General features: G+C 35.7%; 18 protein-coding genes. 7 read left to right on the top strand and 11 right to left on the bottom strand.

Translation table 11 applies throughout. From position 1 onward, the window contains the following. The 3 genes from G5B32_RS10890 to G5B32_RS10880 all read right to left on the bottom strand — a co-directional run. The coding region (locus G5B32_RS10890; protein WP_206366876.1) for a hypothetical protein at positions 1–217 on the bottom strand (217 nt) is incomplete at its 3' end. 90 nt (positions 218–307) lie between these two features. Beyond that, positions 308–490 carry a hypothetical protein gene (locus G5B32_RS10885; RefSeq protein ID WP_165291568.1) on the bottom strand — a complete coding sequence of 61 codons (183 nt, stop codon included), beginning with the start codon at positions 488–490 and terminating at the stop codon, positions 308–310. Between the two features lies 1 nt (position 491). Next, on the bottom strand, positions 492–1,502 hold the full coding sequence (locus G5B32_RS10880) for a type IV toxin-antitoxin system AbiEi family antitoxin (protein ID WP_165291567.1): 1,011 nt from the start codon (positions 1,500–1,502) through the stop codon (positions 492–494). Positions 1,503–1,949: 447 nt separating this feature from the next. Here G5B32_RS10880 and G5B32_RS17715 point away from each other — a divergent pair, with 447 nt between their 5' ends. The 3 genes from G5B32_RS17715 to nhaA all read left to right on the top strand — a co-directional run bounded on the left by G5B32_RS17715 (position 1,950) and on the right by nhaA (position 4,475). Beyond that, complete coding sequence (locus tag G5B32_RS17715; protein WP_165291570.1) at positions 1,950–2,108, top strand: DUF4369 domain-containing protein; 159 nt, start codon at positions 1,950–1,952, stop codon at positions 2,106–2,108. A 152-nt stretch (positions 2,109–2,260) separates the two neighbouring features. Beyond that, entirely contained in the window at positions 2,261–2,986 is a 726-nt protein-coding gene (locus tag G5B32_RS10870; RefSeq protein ID WP_165291566.1) for a peroxiredoxin family protein, read from the top strand. Between the two features lie 328 nt (positions 2,987–3,314). Further along, positions 3,315–4,475, top strand: a complete 1,161-nt coding sequence (gene nhaA / locus G5B32_RS10865; RefSeq protein ID WP_165291565.1) for a Na+/H+ antiporter NhaA — start codon at positions 3,315–3,317, stop codon at positions 4,473–4,475. A gap of 43 nt (positions 4,476–4,518) precedes the next feature. Here the strand turns inward: nhaA and G5B32_RS10860 are convergent, their stop codons facing one another. The 5 genes from G5B32_RS10860 to G5B32_RS10840 form a co-directional block, all read right to left on the bottom strand. Beyond that, the gene (locus tag G5B32_RS10860; RefSeq protein WP_165291564.1) at positions 4,519–5,811 is read right to left on the bottom strand and encodes a DUF389 domain-containing protein; all 1,293 of its coding nucleotides are present in this window, start codon (positions 5,809–5,811) and stop codon (positions 4,519–4,521) included. A gap of 197 nt (positions 5,812–6,008) precedes the next feature. After that, positions 6,009–6,224 (bottom strand): heavy-metal-associated domain-containing protein, encoded by a 216-nt coding sequence (locus G5B32_RS10855; RefSeq protein ID WP_165291563.1) that lies wholly within the window; start codon positions 6,222–6,224, stop codon positions 6,009–6,011. A gap of 35 nt (positions 6,225–6,259) precedes the next feature. Continuing rightward, on the bottom strand, positions 6,260–8,479 hold the full coding sequence (locus G5B32_RS10850; protein ID WP_165291562.1) for a heavy metal translocating P-type ATPase: 2,220 nt from the start codon (positions 8,477–8,479) through the stop codon (positions 6,260–6,262). Positions 8,480–8,569: 90 nt separating this feature from the next. Beyond that, entirely contained in the window at positions 8,570–9,133 is a 564-nt protein-coding gene (locus tag G5B32_RS10845; protein ID WP_165291561.1) for an AraC family transcriptional regulator, read from the bottom strand. Positions 9,134–9,281: 148 nt separating this feature from the next. Next, positions 9,282–10,262, bottom strand: a complete 981-nt coding sequence (locus G5B32_RS10840) for a hypothetical protein (RefSeq protein ID WP_165291560.1) — start codon at positions 10,260–10,262, stop codon at positions 9,282–9,284. Between the two features lie 796 nt (positions 10,263–11,058). On the opposite strand from G5B32_RS10840, the gene G5B32_RS10835 reads away from it, so the two are divergent. Beyond that, positions 11,059–11,208, top strand: a complete 150-nt coding sequence (locus G5B32_RS10835) for a hypothetical protein (protein WP_165291559.1) — start codon at positions 11,059–11,061, stop codon at positions 11,206–11,208. Between the two features lie 45 nt (positions 11,209–11,253). Here the strand turns inward: G5B32_RS10835 and G5B32_RS10830 are convergent, their stop codons facing one another. The 3 genes from G5B32_RS10830 to G5B32_RS10820 all read right to left on the bottom strand — a co-directional run bounded on the left by G5B32_RS10830 (position 11,254) and on the right by G5B32_RS10820 (position 14,532). Continuing rightward, positions 11,254–13,116 carry a M1 family metallopeptidase gene (locus G5B32_RS10830; protein WP_165291558.1) on the bottom strand — a complete coding sequence of 621 codons (1,863 nt, stop codon included), beginning with the start codon at positions 13,114–13,116 and terminating at the stop codon, positions 11,254–11,256. 98 nt (positions 13,117–13,214) lie between these two features. After that, the gene (locus G5B32_RS10825) at positions 13,215–13,628 is read right to left on the bottom strand and encodes a DUF983 domain-containing protein (protein ID WP_165291557.1); all 414 of its coding nucleotides are present in this window, start codon (positions 13,626–13,628) and stop codon (positions 13,215–13,217) included. A 19-nt stretch (positions 13,629–13,647) separates the two neighbouring features. Beyond that, on the bottom strand, positions 13,648–14,532 hold the full coding sequence (locus tag G5B32_RS10820) for a helix-turn-helix domain-containing protein (RefSeq protein ID WP_223815353.1): 885 nt from the start codon (positions 14,530–14,532) through the stop codon (positions 13,648–13,650). A gap of 109 nt (positions 14,533–14,641) precedes the next feature. Between G5B32_RS10820 and G5B32_RS10815 the strand changes: the two genes are divergently transcribed. The 3 genes from G5B32_RS10815 (at position 14,642) to mfd (ending at position 19,612) form a co-directional block, all read left to right on the top strand. Continuing rightward, positions 14,642–15,193, top strand: coding sequence for a hypothetical protein (locus G5B32_RS10815; RefSeq protein ID WP_165291556.1), 552 nt, complete (start codon positions 14,642–14,644; stop codon positions 15,191–15,193). A 161-nt stretch (positions 15,194–15,354) separates the two neighbouring features. Next, positions 15,355–15,780 carry a nuclear transport factor 2 family protein gene (locus G5B32_RS10810; RefSeq protein ID WP_165291555.1) on the top strand — a complete coding sequence of 142 codons (426 nt, stop codon included), beginning with the start codon at positions 15,355–15,357 and terminating at the stop codon, positions 15,778–15,780. Positions 15,781–16,276: 496 nt separating this feature from the next. Next, positions 16,277–19,612 (top strand): transcription-repair coupling factor, encoded by a 3,336-nt coding sequence (gene mfd / locus G5B32_RS10805; RefSeq protein WP_165291554.1) that lies wholly within the window; start codon positions 16,277–16,279, stop codon positions 19,610–19,612. The last annotated feature ends 132 nt before the right edge of the window (positions 19,613–19,744 follow it).

The raw sequence follows: 19,744 nt of genomic DNA, 5'->3' as shown, positions 1-19,744 counted from the left end.
GACGATGTTCTGGTCTATCATCGTAAGCAATAAACTTGAGTAAGGCTATTGCAGGTAATGTTGCTACTTTGAATGAATGTCCAGTCTCAAATTCTACATCTTCTATCCCATTATTATAAACATCTATTAATCCATCTACACGAATACTGGTCATTCCTTGTCCATTAACAGTGACACTTCCATCATCTTCAATTTCACCAAATGGTAATATGTCCACTTGAGTACCATCTGGAGCAATTAGAACAAATGCATTACCTCTATATGGTGTAAATTTTTCTGTATCTATAAGATACGCTCTGATCCGCTGTTACTCATCTTGATTACTCACCAATACAGCATAATCAACATCTTTTGTTGTTCTAAAACTTATGTTACCTTTTTCGTACCATACTTGTCTAGCTAATGCGCCTATTAAGTAAAAGTCTATATTTAATTGATTAAAGCTGCGCTCCAATATATCAAATATATGTTTAAGTTCTCCGTGTCTCATATTAGGAAAAATCTGCTTTTAAATAACTGTCAAAAATCGATTCTGCAACCTCTATATTTCTTGGATCTTGACTAATGATTAAATCAGCATAAATTAATATTGCTGGCGCACAGTATTTCTCTAAATTATACGCTTCTTGCCAAAAATGCTGTATGATTTCAATATCACCTTTAGAGTCGGGTACAAGCATCATTTTTGTCATAAGCTCCATCTTCGATAATTTGGTGTAAAGCGTTTTTATTTCGGGTTCAATATAATTTGACATTATGTTCGCACCAGCTTCTCCTCCCCATACATCACCAGGTACAAGTTGTTGCTCTTTCCAATATTTATTATTTTTTAAAAACCGATAGCGCCCTACCATTAGTTTTGGTTTCAAGGTCTCGCCATAGCCTGTAATCCAGCGGTCTAGTAGCTCTCGTTTACGAGTTATTATATATTTATTTCTATTTTTAGCGATTAGATAACCGGCTTCTTGTAAATTATTTATAACTAAAGGAACGTTGCCTAGTGCTACATTTGCTCGATGAGCAATTTCCCTATAAGACATATTTAAAGCGTTCTTTTCAGTAAGCAATAAAAAGACTATTTTAAGTCCGGTAGGAGTAAATGCTCTGTTAGGTTTTTCTTTTTCCACTGTTGGTATTCTGTTTCCCTCAATAAAAATATAGTAGCTCTCGTTCCGGAAATAAAAATTTCCAGCTATATCTAAATATGCTATATTTTCATTTCTTAGCATTTCCTTAGCTTTAGGAAAAATGTTTTGTGCTAAGAGTAAGAACATATCATTTACGTTAGAACGAGCTTTAATTAGTTCTACATGTGTGTGGCGGATTTCTTTCTTTATGTCCGTTTTAAATCTAATTCTATTTTCGCCTAAAGAAATAGTCAATATTCCATCTATTCCTGTATTTTTAGTATGTTCTAAGAATTCCCACTCTCCATGTATACCCGCTACATTTTGGAGATTGTTCAATGCTTTATTTACCGTCTTGATTTCCTGTTGAGTCATTGGTTGTTCATTAAATTTGATTGTTCATGTAACGTGAACAATCAAATTTAATGAACATTATTTAATAATCAAAGAAATATTATGTGTTTAAAACATGAATTAAATATATAAGAGTTTAGTTCGTGGATAATAACAGATAATGATTCTATTATCTGGGTATTTCTAACTTCATATATTCGGATTGTCAAAAAACAAAGGAAATACTGTGTTTCTATTTGTTTCTTTAAAATCGTAACTATTTGATTTTTATACTAATTGAACATTCTGGGTGCCCCGCTCAATTTGTTACTACGCAAAGGTAAATGTTGAGATTTAATATTTCTATTTCTTCGCATTTTATTATATTCAATTAATGTTAAACTATTTATTATGAGGGTTATTGTGTTTTTCATGGCTATACTGCCGTATTTTTGTGGTGCGCAAATAAAAATTTCTATTCAATGAGACATCGAAGAGCTTAAAAGTCATCATAAAGTATATTTAATCTCTCCTAACATTAATGATTCCACTACCGTGGAAGACGGTAAATTCAAGTTCGTTGGAACGGTAGATCGACCTACTCTTGTTACTTTAGGTTTTTTGATACGACTATTAATAATTCATTAGCACCTCCAAGATTACTTAGTTTCCGACAATTATATTTATCTACATCAAGAATTTCAATAAAGGGAGGAACTTTAAATAATGCTATCATAGAAGCAGATAAACTAAATTCTATTTACTCTAAATATTGGTTTGAATCGGATAGTTTAAGAACGTTGGCAGCTCAAAGGGATAAGGAATATTTTGACAAAATGGTGAAAGGCATTTTGACGGATGATGAAGCACTTGAACATCAAGAACAATTTCAGAATTTCATAAAAAAGCATGAAGCTTTTGATATAAACTTTTTGGAGAATAATGATTTAACGCAGTTTTCTGTTGATTTAATAGATAGATATTTAAATCAATACAATGTTATTAAGTTTAAAAAGCTTTACGAGATTATTCCAGATAATTCTATTGATACAGATCAAGATTCAAGGATTAAATCCAAAATCAGTCGATTTGAGAAATTAGCCTATGGAGCTATAGCTCCCAATTTCACACTGCTTGATACTTTGGGAAGGGAAGTTTCTTTAGAACAATTTAGAGGCAAGATTATTTTACTTGAGTTTTGGGCATCATGGTGCATTCCGTGTCGTAAGGAAAATCCTATTTATTTGGATATCTATAAAAAATATAAAGGTAAAAACTTTGAAATTCTAGCAATATCATTTAATAAAGACAATGAGAAAGCAGAATGGTTGAAAGCCATTCGAGATGACAAAACTCAAGAATGGGTACACTTGTCTGATTTGAAAGGATATCAATCTCCAATATATAAATTGTATGAAATTGGAGGTTTGCCGCACAGCTATTTACTTGATGCTAATGGTGTTATCGTAGGTCACAATCTAAAAGGAAAGGATTTGGAAGATAAGCTAATGCTATTACAAAATTAGCCTGCATTTATAATCAAATCTTCACAATTGGAAATTAACGTTTCCTATTTGTTACTCTTAAAAAAAGACAAATGCTGTTGTTTCTTAAAGAATACACTTTTAAGAAACCTTTTCATACAATACTAAAAATACTTACTAAACTATTAATCCTCCATAACCCAAGCCATATACTATAGATAAAATCTATGCAATAATCCATAAGCCCTATTACTTAAAACTATATTTTAGTAAGCATTGGCTTCTTTTAATGTTATACTGAAGCATGTATCTATTGAATAATATATAACCAGATACCAGTTAATAAATACTGGAACTAACAAACTAAAACATGGCAAACTTGATTAATTTAAATGTATTCAAAGACTTTTTCAAATCCAGTAATGCGGGAGGTATACTGTTGTTTATTTGCGTAATTATTTCTATGATTATTGCGAATACTCCAGCCGCTCCCACCTTACAGCAAATTCTAGACACCAAATTTGGATTTGAAAATGAAAGTATACATCTCAATTATTCCATTCTCTTATGGATTAATGATGGACTGATGGCTATATTTTTCCTTTTAGTAGGGTTAGAAATAAAACGCGAAATAGTAGAAGGGGAATTGTCCTCTCCTAAAAAAGCTTCCTTGCCAATTTTATGTGCTATCGGAGGGGCCGTTATACCAGCAATTATATATTTGAGTCTGAACGCAGGTCAAGAAACAAGTTCGGGATGGGGTATTCCTATGGCAACTGATATTGCTTTTGCATTAGCTGTCATTAATTTATTAGGCAATAAAATACCGGCTAGCTTAAAAATTTTCTTAGCAGCATTAGCGATTGTTGATGATTTAATAGCCATACTAGTAATTGCATTATTCTATTCTTCTGGCATTGAATTGAGTTATTTAGGTTATGCAGGAGTATTAATGTTAGTATTAATTGTCATGAATAGAATGAATGTACTAAATCCTTATTTATACCTGATTCCAGGAGTATTTATATGGTATTTTGTTCATCATTCGGGGATACATGCTACAATAGCAGGAGTTTTGGTGGCGATGACGATTCCTACAAACGATACGAATATTGAATCTCCATTGGAACGTCTCGAACATGCATTAGTAAAACCTGTAAATTTTATCATCATTCCGCTGTTTGCTTTTGCGAATACCAATATCACGTTAGAGAGCGAAATGATTGCAGGCTTAACTTCTAATTTGGGTTTAGGTATTACTTTAGGCTTGTTATTAGGGAAGCCGGTGGGCATCCTTTTGACCTCATTTATTTGCAAAAGTATAAAATTAAGTACACTTCCAGAAGGCGCAAATTGGTTTCATATATTAGGGGTAGGATTACTTGCGGGTATTGGCTTTACGATGTCTATATTTATAGCCATCTTATCCTTTGCAGATCCCATGCATATTGCAGAAGCAAAATTGAGCATTCTATTGACTTCATTAGCCGCGGGTGTAATAGGATATCTTGTTTTAAGAATCAAAAAATAATAATACTAAAAGAGCTAGATGATATCATCTAGCTCTTTTAGTATTATTCGCTTTTCAGAAACCTAATCGATCGGGTATTTAATTTCTCCTTTAACCAATTTTCCAACGATCTTTTACGGTTATCTTCCAATGTCGATGAATAAATAAGATAGTAATCAAATCTTGAGCTATCCTTACTCACATAGACACTTTGCTTACCTAACGAATATGGCTTTAACTCTGGAAATAACAAATCGATTTCTTTCAATAATCCATCATTATCCAGTTTATAAGTCGATAATTCCTTTCTTAAATTTTGAATCATCACATCTCTTTCGTCCACATGAGCGCTATTTTTGCTAAGTTCGGCTAAAATATCTGCTTTTAAATCAGTACTATCTTGCCGGATAACCAATTGTGTGTTCCGCAATTTATACACCTCCATCTTATCATTAAGTTCTTTCAACTCATCTCGAGAAAACTTCTTATCCAAAAAGGCTAACTCTATTTTCTTGGGTCTCGCATTAAATTGCGTACGTTCATAGATTAACGTATATCCTTTTCTAGTAAGTTCATTTTCAATGAAAGTATTCACATTCTGACTAAATTTTCTCTCCTGCAATAGCGCATACGCCAAATAAGAGCTTGGAATAAGCATGACGAGAATAAGAAAAGTAATAGTCCTTGTAATACGTGACTCTCGTTTAGGATCCACAAATTTAATTTTAGGATACCTTAAAAACTTGACAATTAGAAAGGTTGAGATACATATAAAAAAGCAGTTGATGGTATACAGATATAATGCACCAAAAAAATAGGATATATTTCCTATGGCTAAACCGTAGCCAGCGGTACACAATGGAGGCATTAAAGCTGTTGCAATAGCCACTCCTGGAATAGGATTTCCCTTTTCCACACGAGTAATAGCAATCACACCAACGAGTCCACCGAAAAATGCAATCAGAACATCATAAATATTTGGTGATGTGCGCGCTAACAATTCAGATTGAGCTTCCTTAAATGGACTTAAAAGAAAATAAAGAAACGAAACTAATAGGCTGACTAACGTGGCAATCAATAAATTTTTCCCTGATTTTTTTAATAAATCAAAATCATAAATTCCTAAAGCGAAACCAGCACCTACTATAGGTCCCATTAATGGGCTAATCAACATAGCTCCTATAATGACTGCCGTAGAATTAACATTTAATCCTATAGAAGCAACAGCAATGGCACAAGCTAAGATCCATAAGTTAGCTCCCCGAAAGGAAATATTGGACACCACATTTTCTAATACTTTGTCTTTAGTTTCTTCACCATCATGAAGATTGAAGAATTTGTAAATACTTCGAAGCATGAATATGATTTATTGGTTTAATTGTTTAAGATAACAATATAATCCTATTGGGAAATGAAAAATATGTTCCGCGAAGCAATAATTCTACAAGAATTATCAATTTTTCCTTAGAAGAAGAATGCTAAAGACCACTGATCCATTAGAAAAGGCTTAGCAATATCCACCAAGCCTCTTGTTTAAAGTTTTCCTGTAAGAGATTAAACTCTTTCTATATTAAAGCCTTTAGCTTTTACAATTTCTATTACTTTTTCTTCTGAAATTCCTTCTGTTGATACAGTCAAGATTTTGTCTGCATTATCCGTGTCTACACCCCAATTATTTACGCCTTCGGCACTGTCTAAAGCAGGTTTAACTTTTGCCACACAACCTCCGCAGTTGATATTCGTTTTAAATTTTAATTCTTTATTTTCCATGGTTACTTGTTTTAATTTTTAATGATATTTACGTGTTACTTCTTCCATTTTAGTCTCAGACTGTTGGTTACTACTGACACGCTACTTAACGCCATTGCAGCCCCAGCCAACATAGGATTGAGCAAAAATCCATTGATAGGATACAATATCCCTGCGGCAATTGGAATGCCAATTAAATTGTAGATAAAGGCCCAGAACAAATTTTGTTTTATCGTAGCTACCGTTTGTTTGGACAGTCGAATAGCTTGAGGAATTTTAATTAAGTCCGAAGATATTATGGTCATTTTCGCGACATCCATCGCAATATCGGAGCCTTTGCCCATCGCAATACTGACATCCGCTGTAGCCAATGCCGTGCTGTCATTAATCCCATCACCTACCATAGCTACGACTTTACCTTGTTGCTGTAAGTCTTTGACAAAAGTTGCCTTATCTTGTGGCAATACTTCTGCTTTATAATGTCTAATACCTGTTTGATGTGCTATAGCTTGGGCTGTTGCTTCATTATCTCCAGTCAGCATATATAATTCCACGCCCATCTTTTGTAGCTCATCGATCGCTTGTACGGAAGTTGGTTTGATTTGATCTGAAATCGCCAGCACAGCTAATGCAGTCCGTTCACTTGCAAACCATATCACGGTTTTACTTTGTGACAACCATTCTTTAGCTTTTGTTTCTAATGCGGTCGAAATTTCTACTTCCCGCTCTTCCAACAACTTCTTGTTTCCAACGAAATAGCTTAACCCATTATAATTAGCTTGCGCACCTTTACCCGTTATACTTTCAAATTGGCTCAATTCAACGACATGGGCTTGATTCAAATAATTAACCACAGCTTCCGCCAATGGATGTTCTGACTGTTTCTCTATACTGAATAGAATAGCCTCTTGGGATGAATTATATTGAGCCCAAACAATGTCATTTACTTCAGGTCGGCCAGCCGTAATTGTGCCGGTTTTGTCTAGAATAATCGCATCAATGTTTTTTGCTAATTCCAGACTTTCAGCATCCTTAATCAATATTCCTTGCTCTGCTCCTTTGCCCACGCCGACCATGATTGCCGTTGGCGTAGCCAACCCCAAGGCGCAGGGACAAGCAATAACCAATACCGTCACAGCAGCCAATAAAGCCTGAACTATCGCATGTTCTCCACCAAACACAGTCCACAGTATGAAAGTCAGAATTGCTATACTAATAACTACAGGCACAAAAATACTTGCTATTTTGTCCACAAGCTTCTGCACTGGAGCTTTACTGCCTTGTGCCTCCTGTACCATTTTAATAATTTGAGCCAATAGTGTTTCCTTTCCAACTTTTGTAGCCTCAAATTGAAAACTTCCCTTTTGATTGATTGTACCCGCAAAAACCTTCTCCCCATGCGATTTGGCAACAGGAACCGGTTCACCACTTAGCATACTTTCATCGACATAGGAATTTCCGAATACGACTATGCCGTCCACGGCAATTTTCTCACCAGGCTTCACTAACAAACGATTTCCAATTTGAACTTGCTCTATCGGTATCACCACTTCTCCTTTATCCTCTTGGACTAATGTCACTGTTTTAGGTTGCAACCCCATCAGCTTTTTAATAGCCGTAGAAGTACTACCCTTGGCTTTTTCTTCTAAGAGTTTTCCCAATAAAATAAAAGTGATAATGACGGCTGCAGCTTCAAAATAAACATGTGCATGCAATCCCCTTCTCATCCAGAAATCCTCAAAAATCATATTGAAAACACTGAACAAATAGGCAATACCCGTACTTAAAGCTACGAGCGTATCCATATTGGAGGTATGGTGTTTGGCTTGCTTCCACGCTCCCACAAAAAAATCTCTTCCTAGCCAAATGACCACAGGTGTTGCGAAAGCAAACATGATTTCATTGGCATATGGGATATTCATAAAGAACATACCTATCAGCACAACAGGCAAGGATAAAAGGATTGCCCAAATGGTTTTCGATTTCAGCTGTTGGTATTTAGCGACATGTAATGCTTCCAACGTTTCTTGCTGTTTGCTTTCCTCTTCCAACAACAAGTCATAACCGCCAGACTGCAGTGCTTGTTGCAACTTTTCGGAGGAAGTAAGACTTGATTGATACGCTACAGAAAGATTTCCAGTAGCAAAATTGACAGAAGCATCTACCACACCTTCTTGCTGCTTAATAATATTTTCAGCACTACTAGCGCAGGCTGCACAAGACATGCCAAGCACAGGATAGCTTTCTTTTATAATATTTTTATCTTGCTTTGCCATTTTTATTTATCTCCGATTCTACCCTACAAAGATGACAAAACAAAGCAGTTTTAGTGTTATGTAATTATGCAAAGAATTTGTAAGATTTACTTATATCTGGTCTAAAGGTTTTCTTTTTTCCAAACCTATTTGTTTGAAATGACTTGGAGAAAGCCCGGTTACTTTCTTGAATTGATTGCTCAAATAAGCCACGCTTGAGTAATTTAGACGATCCGCAATTTCACTAAGCGATAATTCATCATATACCAATAGCTCTTTGACTTTTTCTATCTTTTGAGCGATATAATACTTTTCAATTGTTGTTCCTTCTACCTCAGAAAACAGATTAGACAAATAATTATAATCGTGATTCAAATGGCTACTCAACACTTCAGAAAGATTAATTTTAGAAGCATTGTATTCGTAATGCACCAAATGAATAATCTTATTCTTAATCTGCTCAATAATACGGCTTTTCTTATCATCAATCCGCTCAAAACCCAATGATTCAATCGCAGAAGTAAATTGCTGCAACTCTTCCTCGGTTGGCTCTTTCTCTAAAACTACTTCACCCAATTTAACCAACGAAGCAATGATTCCTGCTTTATTCAATTCGCTTTCAACCACCATAATACAGCGGTTACAAACCATATTTTTGATATATAATGTAGGCATGATGATTTCGTGCTTTATAACAAAGTTAACTTTTAAAGCATTCGGAATTGTAAGAAGGATGTTAAAATGAGTAATAACCTATTTACCATCCTCCTTAAAAAAAAAAGCATAGAATATCTATACTTTCCTAATTAAATATGAATCTATGCTACAAATTAATAGCCTCATTCGTCTGTATTAAGCGTTGCGAGCCTGTATTAGCAGGACATGCAATATCATCCGTAGCATCATAAACCAACTCTTTACCATTTAGCTTCGCAATAGTTTCTTCTGGAACATAAATCTGAACTTTAGTTTTACTATATCCATTTGGGAAATAACGAACATAATATCCATCAGGATGAAGTGTCCAAATACCACTTGGCGTATCCGCACGCGGTTCAGCCATGCCAGCTAGAATAGCCAAACTTTCAAATTCTGCAAAAGAATAGTTGCCTGACGCGACTAAACCTCTGATTTTATTCTCCGCCTCAAATACTAACTTTACCTCATCAGGGAGTTGATCTTTAGCTTTGTTTACCACATCAAATGGTAAAATTCCTAATGCACCACCTTCCAATTGCAGCAATTGCTTTGCAGTCAATAATCGGATAGCGGTAGCTTTTACGGAACCTGAATAATCAGCGAATTTTGTTCGCGCAATAATCGTCCACAACAACATTTGAATATCCGACTGTTTCACTTCTGGATGCTTTTCTGCACTCTTCAAAATCGCAATCACAACATCTCTTTTCTTGCCATCCACAGGAGCATACATATAGCCATCACCTGAAGAGGGGGCATATGTCCCCGCCTTAAGACAATAACTTTTATTAAAGATTTCATAATGCCCTGCTTTTAAAATATAACCGCCATCAGCATGTTTAGGCAAATTAGTCAGTGGAGTAAAAGTTTGATCATTATGGAAATCTGGAAATTGTTCACCCGTTCTATTGACATCAGCAAATTTCGTAGAAATGGCATCGGGCTGTTTTAGTATATTATCCAATCCCAATGCCTTTGCTCCTTTAGAAGCGGCGGCTTTGGAAGCTTTATTTAATAAATCACCAAATTGAGCATTTGCGCTGTTTGACTGTAGATATAACGAGAAAAGAAATAAAAACCCAAGTCCTATAATTAGCTTTTTCATTTAAAATATTGATTAGTTTAAAAACAAGTTTAAGTTAAAAATAAAATATAAATTCTTTAATAGGATTTTGAACTGTTTTTCTATTAACGTAATATAACATTAATATGCTACAAAACGACTTTTTACGTTTTAAGTAAAAACCGACACCTTTACCAGACATTTTAAAAATCCATTAGTTAATACGCATCAATTCTTAATAATTGTTACAATCTTTTGCTATCAAAAAACAATTATTTCTTACCAAAAAACACCCTCATCTTAAATAATTTTAATACCCCAAAAAACAAAATTTCATTCATTTAATAGGTTTAATGCAGGATTAAAACAGAAAAACAAATAAATGCAAAACTATTATATGATAGAAATATCGATGACAAATCGATATAAATTATTCCCTAACATAATGATTATCAATACTACTATTTGTAAATTAATAGAATCAAATTAGTAAATTTAGGTAAACATAATTTTTTTAAGCGTAGTACGCTGATTAACAAAACGCCAAAACGGAAACATTATAACAATTTTATTATCTAAAACTAGGGAGCAAAACCCATTTTAAATCGTTTTTAAGCAAGATTTATAAAATTTAACAAAATAACAACAGGGATCTACCGAATTCTAAAATTTTTGGCACAATAATTTCTTGAAAGCAATATATATTATGCTATTTTTTATGAGAGAGATGTAACTATATATAGCTATTTATAAAATACGACCATATTTTATGAAAAACAATACGTAAATTTGAAGTAAACCTTTAACAATCACCACAATTACTAAAATAAATTAAAATATGAAACAATTTCTACTCTGTTTAATTATGCTAATTTGTTCCATTTTCATGTATGCAGTAGTGACATTCTTGGAAGAGAGTACGTTTACACCAAATGCATTAAGTACTGAAGAAGGAAATATAAACAACCTTGGTTTATATCAACAATAAAAGGAGCCTTCTTGGAAAGACTCCTTTTGTTTTATCTAATTTTTTCTAGTTTAATTCCTTCTTATTATCTGAGGATTCTATATCTGCTAATCGTAACGTAGGATCAATATATACTTTAGAAACTTTCTTATCCACCGGAATTGCATAGGTTGGTTTTGTCCAAAACCAGTCTTCCAACACCGTACGTTTTACGTTTTTATACATTTCAAATCCTTCTGCTGGTTTTTCACCACGCATCTCACGTAATGGAATATAAAACAATTCTTTGCTACCATCAGTATACTCTACTAATATATCCAAAGGCATAGCTAAATTTGATTTGTTGCGAATCAAAATCTCCTTATCCGAGATGCTATCTATTGCATAGTCAATAGTACGAGTAGTATTAATAAACAAATTGAAATACCATTTCAAGTTAATTCCTGAAACTTCTTCCGCTACGCGTTTGAAATCGTTTGGCGTAGGATGCTTAAATTTCCATACCTCATAGAACTTTAAGAATGTCTTCTCCAGGTTTTCCTGTCCAATGATATAACCCAATTGCTCCGCCATGACAGCGCCCTTGTTATACGCTTGATTGGAATACCCATAGTTCGTATTATAATAATCAGCCAATAAGCTCATTGGTTCTTCCTTACCTGATAAAGCCAATTTATAATAAGCACGGTAAGGCTCGATAACTGGATTGGTAGCTACGGCACCCTTTTTCTCAAATATGTGGTGCATACCTAATTCTTCTACATAGGAAGTAAAGCCTTCGTCAAACCATTCATCTACTGTTTCATTAATACCAAATAAATGCTGGTACCACGAGTGTGCAGCTTCGTGGAAAATCACATTGACCAGGGATTTCAAATTACGACCGCCAGTCACCAAAGTAGCCGTTCCATACTCCATACCTCCATCACCACCTTGTACAATGGTATAAGTCGGCCATGGATAAGCCCCAAATCGTGAGGACGTAAAATCAAAAAACTCCGAAGCAAAGCCTAAAGCTTGTTTCCAATTTGAAATTACCTCCGAATTCGTAGGCAAATAAACCGTGTACAGTTTGACGCCTCCTTTGGTGGTAGTAGAATCTACCACAAATTTTGAATCTGCAGCCCATGCAAAATCATGGATATTCTTTGCTACAAAACGCCAAGAGGCTTTGTTATTTTTAGCTTTTACTTTTGCTTTTTCCGAATAACCTTTTACTTCTGTTGGGTTTTGCAACACCCCTGAAGCACCTATAACATAATCTTTATTTAGATGAATAGTCACATCAAAATCCCCAAATGGGGCAATAAACTCACGTCCAACATATTCGTCTAGATGCCAACCGAACTCATCGAAATGTGCCATTTTTGGATACCATTGTGTCATGGATAAGGCTACTCCTTCTTTGGAATTACGACCACTGCGACGGATTTGCTCCGGAACCTGTGCCATCCATTCTAGCTCAAAAGTTGTTTTCGAGCCATCCACAATAGCCTTAGGCAATACGACCTCCAAAATTGTTCCATCCACTTTGAAATTAGCTTTGACGCCATTCACCTTTACGAAAGAAATTTTTTGATAACCAATCTGATCTGTTGTCAATTGCGATATACGGCTTTGGTATTGTGGATTTTCTTTGGTTCCTAAGTTTTTGACCATACGCGCATCAGGATCGGAAATAGATACTAGTCTATGATCCATCATACTTCCAGGTTGAAACGCATTGAAATATAAATGAAAGTAAACTTTGGATAACGATTGTCCAGAATTATTACCATATACCAAGCTCATTTTGCCATCGTATTGGTAGTTTTTTTCGTTGACATCAATATCCATTTTGTATTGAACATTCTGTTGCCAATACCCTTTACGCTGTCCAAAAACTAGCGTAGATAAGGCCATACATAGTATAAATGCGAAGTATCTCATATTAGAAGTAATAGAAAAAAATAAAATTAGGGATTTATCTCTCTTCAGAAATTAATCCCTATTATATTGTTACAAAAACAACATTAAGCTTGTAGAAATTACGCTTCTTTTCCCTTTAAAAAGTATTTTTCTTGAAATTTGAATTGCGGAGTAAGCCAATACATCAATACGACACGAGAATATCGGTAATTGAATGGTGCTAAAATAATGGATACAGCAATCGCTACTGAAAGATATAACCAAGGAGATTCTAGGTTTCCTGTCAAAATATAGGTTGCAACACAGGCAGTAACCAACTCAGCTACCACAAAGGCATAACTTACATACATCGCTACATAGAAATAGCCAGGTTCTTTTTCATATTTCAAGTTACAATGCGGACATTGTTCATGCATTTTCTTGGATTTGAAACTCAATAATGGCGCTTTGAACATATTTCCAGTGCGACATCTTGGACATTTGCCATCTACTGCACTTTTAAATTCCCCAGGTATGGTATATTTTGTAGACATAATATTGTATAATTTCTAGTTATTTATTCTTCCGAAACTCTTCTGGCGTCACACCAACTACTTTTTTAAAAAATTTCGTGAAATAAGAATTATCATTAAAATTCAAATCATAAGCTATTTCAGCTACCGAATAATCTTTGATGACCAATAATCGTTTTGCTTCCAAGATTACACGATCTCGAATAATTTCGCCTGCAGACTGACCCAACAATTCTTTGCACAAAGCATTCAAATGGTTTGGTGTAATATACAACAGCGCTGCATATTCTTTCGGTAGATGTAAGGACTTGAAATTCGCTTCGATAAGATTCAAAAAATTGCGTAATAACGTATGGTTGTACGCATTAGACTCTACCGAAAGAGAGGGTACACGTTGTTGGTTCAGTAGATTAAAAAGATACAACAGCGTACTCGTTACAAAATCCTTTTCTCCCTCAAAGTTACGAATTCGCTCCAGCAATTCGACCACCAATTCCCTATCGTTCTCTGCTACTTCAAAAACACCATCACGCACCAATCCTGAGAAAAAAGATAAAGTATTTAGATAGTCGGGACGCAAAAGTAAATTCTTAAACAAATCCTTATGAAAGTTCACCACATAGCCCTGCATCTCCCCTTCAAATTCCCATGTGTGGATTTGTCCCGGAGACATAAAGTAAATTTGCCAAGGTGCGATTTCAAACTTTTCAAAGTCAATGGTATGACTACCACTCCCTGCCGTAAATAATACGAAATGGTAAAAATTATGGCGATGTGGAAATACAAGATTCACATTACGCACCAAATAGTCCGCTAAGCCCTCAATCATAATCTCTTGATTAAGACCGTGAGAAACCACACATTGCTCTATTACAGGAACTTTTGCCATCGTATACAAAGGTACTTTGAATATACTATTAAACATGGTAGTATTATTAGAATTAATGGTACTTTTTATGGATAAGTAAATATTACCATACAATTCAGTACATATGCGGGAATTAGAATTGCTTATTTCTTCCTAACTTTAACCCATGTCGTTACACAAAGATCCAGAACTCAAAGAAGCTGTACTAAATCTTTCACCCAAAGAGAAAGACAAACTACTTGTTCGTTTGATAAGCAAGGACAAAATGCTAATGAAACAATTGCATTATCAATTGTTAGAAAACGAATACGATTTGGAAGACCGCATTAATGCGTTACGTGAAAAGTTGCAAGATCTTTTGAGTCCCAATCGTTCGGGAATAAAGAATACAGCCATGTATTCTCATTACCGCACGCTGACTGCATTACTGAGACAAGCCAGTGGTATGATTAACGAGCATGAGAAAGTGACCAAAGACAAATTCAGCGAAGCTGAATTCCGATTGCTTATCCTTCAATTAGCTTTCGAACATTATCCCATCCTTTTCCAAAAAAGCTATGTGGCTGCTTCCGATAAATTGCATCGCTACGCTGCCGCACGCCTCAAATCCACCATTAGTAAGTACGACAAACTCCATGAAGATTTACAGTTTGATCTAAAAGAATCCTATGATAAAGTGATGGAGTTTGCTGAGAAGCATCATCTACTAATACATTAATCTTCGCAGAAACGGCGAAAAGCAATCCAATTTTTTCACCGATTACACTTCCATTTTCACCGAAATTCTAACCTCCGTTGGTCGAAAGGTCATTCTTCTGCCTCCAAAACCGCTATACCTTTGTCATAACAAAACACCAGAAAATCAAAAATATTACAGTTATGAAAACAAATATCAAATTATTCGCAGTAGCAGTTATCGCTTTAGTAGCAACAGTTTATACAGCAAACGCAGAGATAAAACCTTACAAAGAGTTAGATAGCAAAGAGGTCGTAATGAATTATGTAGGCGCTTCATTATTAGGAAACGCAAACTACACCAAAGAAATGTTTACAGAAGATTTTGAGTACAGCAACACGTCAAACAAAGAGAAATTCGGCAAAAAAGAATACGTAAAGCACTTAAAATCGCTTAAGAACTTAAAATATAATGCGACACAATCTTTTGAGATAATGGATCAAGTAGGCAACACCGCAGTAGGAAAAGTAATCATGAATTTCGACAATTTCACGCGCGTAGACTACATTACCTTATCCCAAACTACTGAAGGCTGGAAGATCAGTAAAGTCGTAACGACTTATCCATAAGTACTGGGTAATTTTTGTTTAGTATGAAAGTCTGCAGCGTGCAGGCTTTTTGTTTGTATAATTCTCTCCAAATTTTGTTACAAAAGAAATGTAAATCTAGCCCAAAAACACAAATGGTCAACATTGTCCTAAATTGTCTCAAAATGATACACATTTGGCAAGATTTGGCACAGATTGTCCATTGTAGACAAACCTACCTTTTCAGCAGGTTTGTTCGGGTCACCTTCGGATCGGCTTCGGATCGGCTTCGGAAAAATGGCATTTTTTCCGAACAACTACCGAACAAAACCCAAATAAAGCCCTAAACTGATTTGAATTTGAGAAAAGCTGTCAGAAATGTGAGATTTGGAAATTTGGGATATTTATGTTTATTTTTAATAAACTGCGAATTCTACGCTCCGAGTAAAACATTTCGTCAAATACCTCAAGCTATAGAAATCTACAAATCCCCCTCTCCCATATTTTTACTAACTTTGGTGAAAACATTGGGACTTAAGTGAATATTCAGGAAATCTTAGCACAATACGGAAAAACAACACAAGTCACTACACTTGTAAAAGCAATTCAAAGTAAAAATCCTAAAATCCAGCTCAAAGGACTTATTGGGTCATCGGACGCGATGGTCGCTGCTTCGGCGTATCATATGCAAGAACGACCGTATGTCTTTATATTGCCGACACACGAAGATGCTTCTTACTTTTTGAGTGATTTGGAAAGCATGTTTGAAAAACAGATTTTGTTTTTCCCAGCATCTTACCGTAAAGCCTTTGATTTCACCCAACTGGATAGCGCCCATGTGTTGCAACGTGCCGAAACATTAAGCTCACTGAATCACACTTCTGAACTTCCTAAAATTGTAGTAACCTATCCTGAAGCTATTGCGGAGAAAGTTATCAATCGTCAGGACTTGGAGAAAAACACGTTACCCATCACGCAAAACACCAAACTCAGCATTGATTTTATCAATGAGTTCTTGTACGAATATGATTTTGAACGCGTGGATTTTGTATATGAGCCTGGGCAATTTGCAATTCGGGGAGGTATTGTCGATATTTTCTCGTTCTCCAACGACTTGCCATATCGTATAGAGTTTTTTGGTGACGAGATCGAGAGTATACGTACGTTTGACATCGAAAGTCAGCTTTCGGTTAGTAAGATACATACGGTTACCATTGTACCGAATGTTCAAGCTAAATTTTTGGCAAACAACCATATTTCTTTGCTGGAATACATCGACAGGGATTCAGTAATTTGGATCAAGGACGTACAATTCACTTTTGATATAATAAAAGAAGGCTACAAAAAAGCATCTCAACTGTGGAAGGCATTGTCTGAAGCCGATTTGAAAAGCAATCCAGATTTAGTGGATCCGCGTTTTACCTTTACGGATGACAAGAATTTCGGATCAATGATATTTGATTTTCCGAATGTAGAATTCGGAAAACAGTTCTTCTTCAATGCAGATGAGGTTATTACCTTTGATACCCATCCCCAGCCTTCTTTCAATAAGGATTTCAACTTGTTGATTCACAATTTCAAAGAAAACGAAAGCAAGAAAATAAAGAATCTGATTTTTTCGGATTCAACCAAACAGGTAGAGCGTATCTATGCTATTCTTGATGATATAGATAAGTCTGTCACATTCACACCTATTTACAAAGCATTGCGAGAAGGTTTCCGCGATGACACTATACAGTTGGCATGTTATACAGACCATCAAATCTTTGATCGATACTATAAATACAAACGTATAAAAGCATACGAGCGTTCTCAAGCTATTACCTTGAAAGAATTGCGCGACCTTAAGCCAGGGGATTATATTACGCATATTGACCACGGTGTAGGTAAATATGCAGGATTGGAAAAGGTCGATGTAAACGGTAAAACTCAAGAGATGATTCGTCTGATTTATGCAGACAATGATTTGTTGTACGTTAACATCAATTCTCTAAATCGTATTTCTAAATATTCTGGCAAGGAAGGCACTATTCCTAAAATGAATAAGTTGGGAACAGATGCGTGGGATAAGCTGAAGAAAACAACCAAGAAAAAGGTCAAAGATATTGCGCGTGACTTGATTAAACTGTACGCCTTACGTAAAGCACAAACGGGTAATGCATTTAGTCCGGACACGTACTTGCAAAAAGAATTAGAAGCTTCGTTTATTTACGAAGATACTCCAGACCAAGAAAAAGCAACCAACGATGTGAAGCGTGACATGGAATCACCACATCCGATGGATAGATTGGTCTGTGGAGATGTAGGTTTTGGTAAAACAGAAGTCGCGGTTCGCGCCGCTTTCAAAGCTGTAGCGGACAGCAAGCAAGTAGCGGTTTTAGTACCGACTACCATTTTAGCCTTACAACATTACCGCACCTTTTCCGAACGTCTGAAAGGTCTTCCTGCAAACATTGACTATATCAATCGTTTCAAGACTTCCAAACAAATCAAAGAGACCCTTAAAAAACTCGAAGAGGGTAAAATAGATATTATCATCGGGACACACCGATTAGTCAGCAAGGACGTCAAGTTTAAAGACTTAGGCCTGATGATTATCGACGAGGAACAAAAGTTCGGTGTATCGGTAAAAGAGAAATTAAAAGTAATGCGTGCCAATGTGGATTCGTTGACCTTGACCGCAACACCTATTCCACGCACGTTGCACTTCTCTCTAATGGGTGCTCGCGATTTAAGTATTATTTCGACGCCACCACCAAACAGACAACCTGTACAAACGGAATTGCATGTATTTAATGAGCAATTAATCCAAGAAGCAGTTTCGTATGAGATTGATAGAGGTGGTCAAGTCTTCTTTATTCACAATCGTGTAGCCGACTTGAAGCAATTGGGCGGCATGATTCAGAAACTCGTTCCTGGAGCACGCGTAGGTGTGGCACATGGACAGCTGGAAGGCGATGACCTAGAAGATGTAATGTTGAAGTTCATCAACCATGACTTTGATGTCTTAGTCGCAACAACGATTATCGAAGCTGGTTTGGATATACCTAACGCTAATACGATTATCATCAACCATGCCCATATGTTTGGCTTGAGTGACTTACACCAAATGCGTGGCCGTGTGGGACGTTCTAACAAGAAGGCTTTTTGTTATTTGTTGAGTCCACCAATGTCAACTTTGACACCAGAGGCTTATAAACGTCTTTCGGCGATAGAGGAGTTCTCGGAGCTTGGTTCAGGTTTCAATGTGGCGATGCGTGACTTAGATATCCGCGGTTCAGGTAACTTGTTGGGTGCTGAGCAATCCGGCTTTATTGCAGAGATTGGTTTTGAGATGTACAACAAGATTTTGGATGAAGCGGTTCAAGAGTTGAAAGATGATGAATTTGGCGATTTGTTCGCGGACGAACAGAACAGAAAATACGTTTCGTTTACACAGATAGACACGGACTTAGAAGTATTGATTCCAGACGAGTACGTAACTAATATTGGCGAACGTTACAATTTGTACAACGAGATAGCAAAATTAGAAAACGAGTCCCAGCTTCAGGCTTTTGAGAAAGAATTGGAAGACCGTTTTGGTCCTATTCCTGCCCCAGTATTTGAATTGTTTAATACGCTTCGTCTACAATGGCTAGGTAAAGAAATTGGCTTTGAAAAGATTTCTTACAAGAAACAGACCCTGAAAGGTTATTTTGTCAATAACGCTAAATCTAGCTATTACGAATCTGAACAGTTTGGTAAAGTATTGGCTTTCGTAGGAGCAAATCCTTCCATTAGCAATCTAAAAGAAGTAAAAGGACAACTCCGCTTAGCTTTAAGCAATATCACAACAATAGATTATGCTTTACATCTGTTGAAGCAGATGATTTAAAATATAACAGGAGCTTAAAAGCTCCTGTTATATTTTAAACTAAATTTCACAGTAACCTGCCTGACAAATTTTAAAGATAAAAATATTCATATACACGAGTTACGAGAATATAAATTATTACACCACCTAATG

Source organism: Sphingobacterium sp. SGL-16, assembly GCF_011043515.1.
Lineage (GTDB): Bacteria > Bacteroidota > Bacteroidia > Sphingobacteriales > Sphingobacteriaceae > Sphingobacterium > Sphingobacterium litopenaei.
This window is presented reverse-complemented; position numbering and strand designations above follow the sequence as displayed.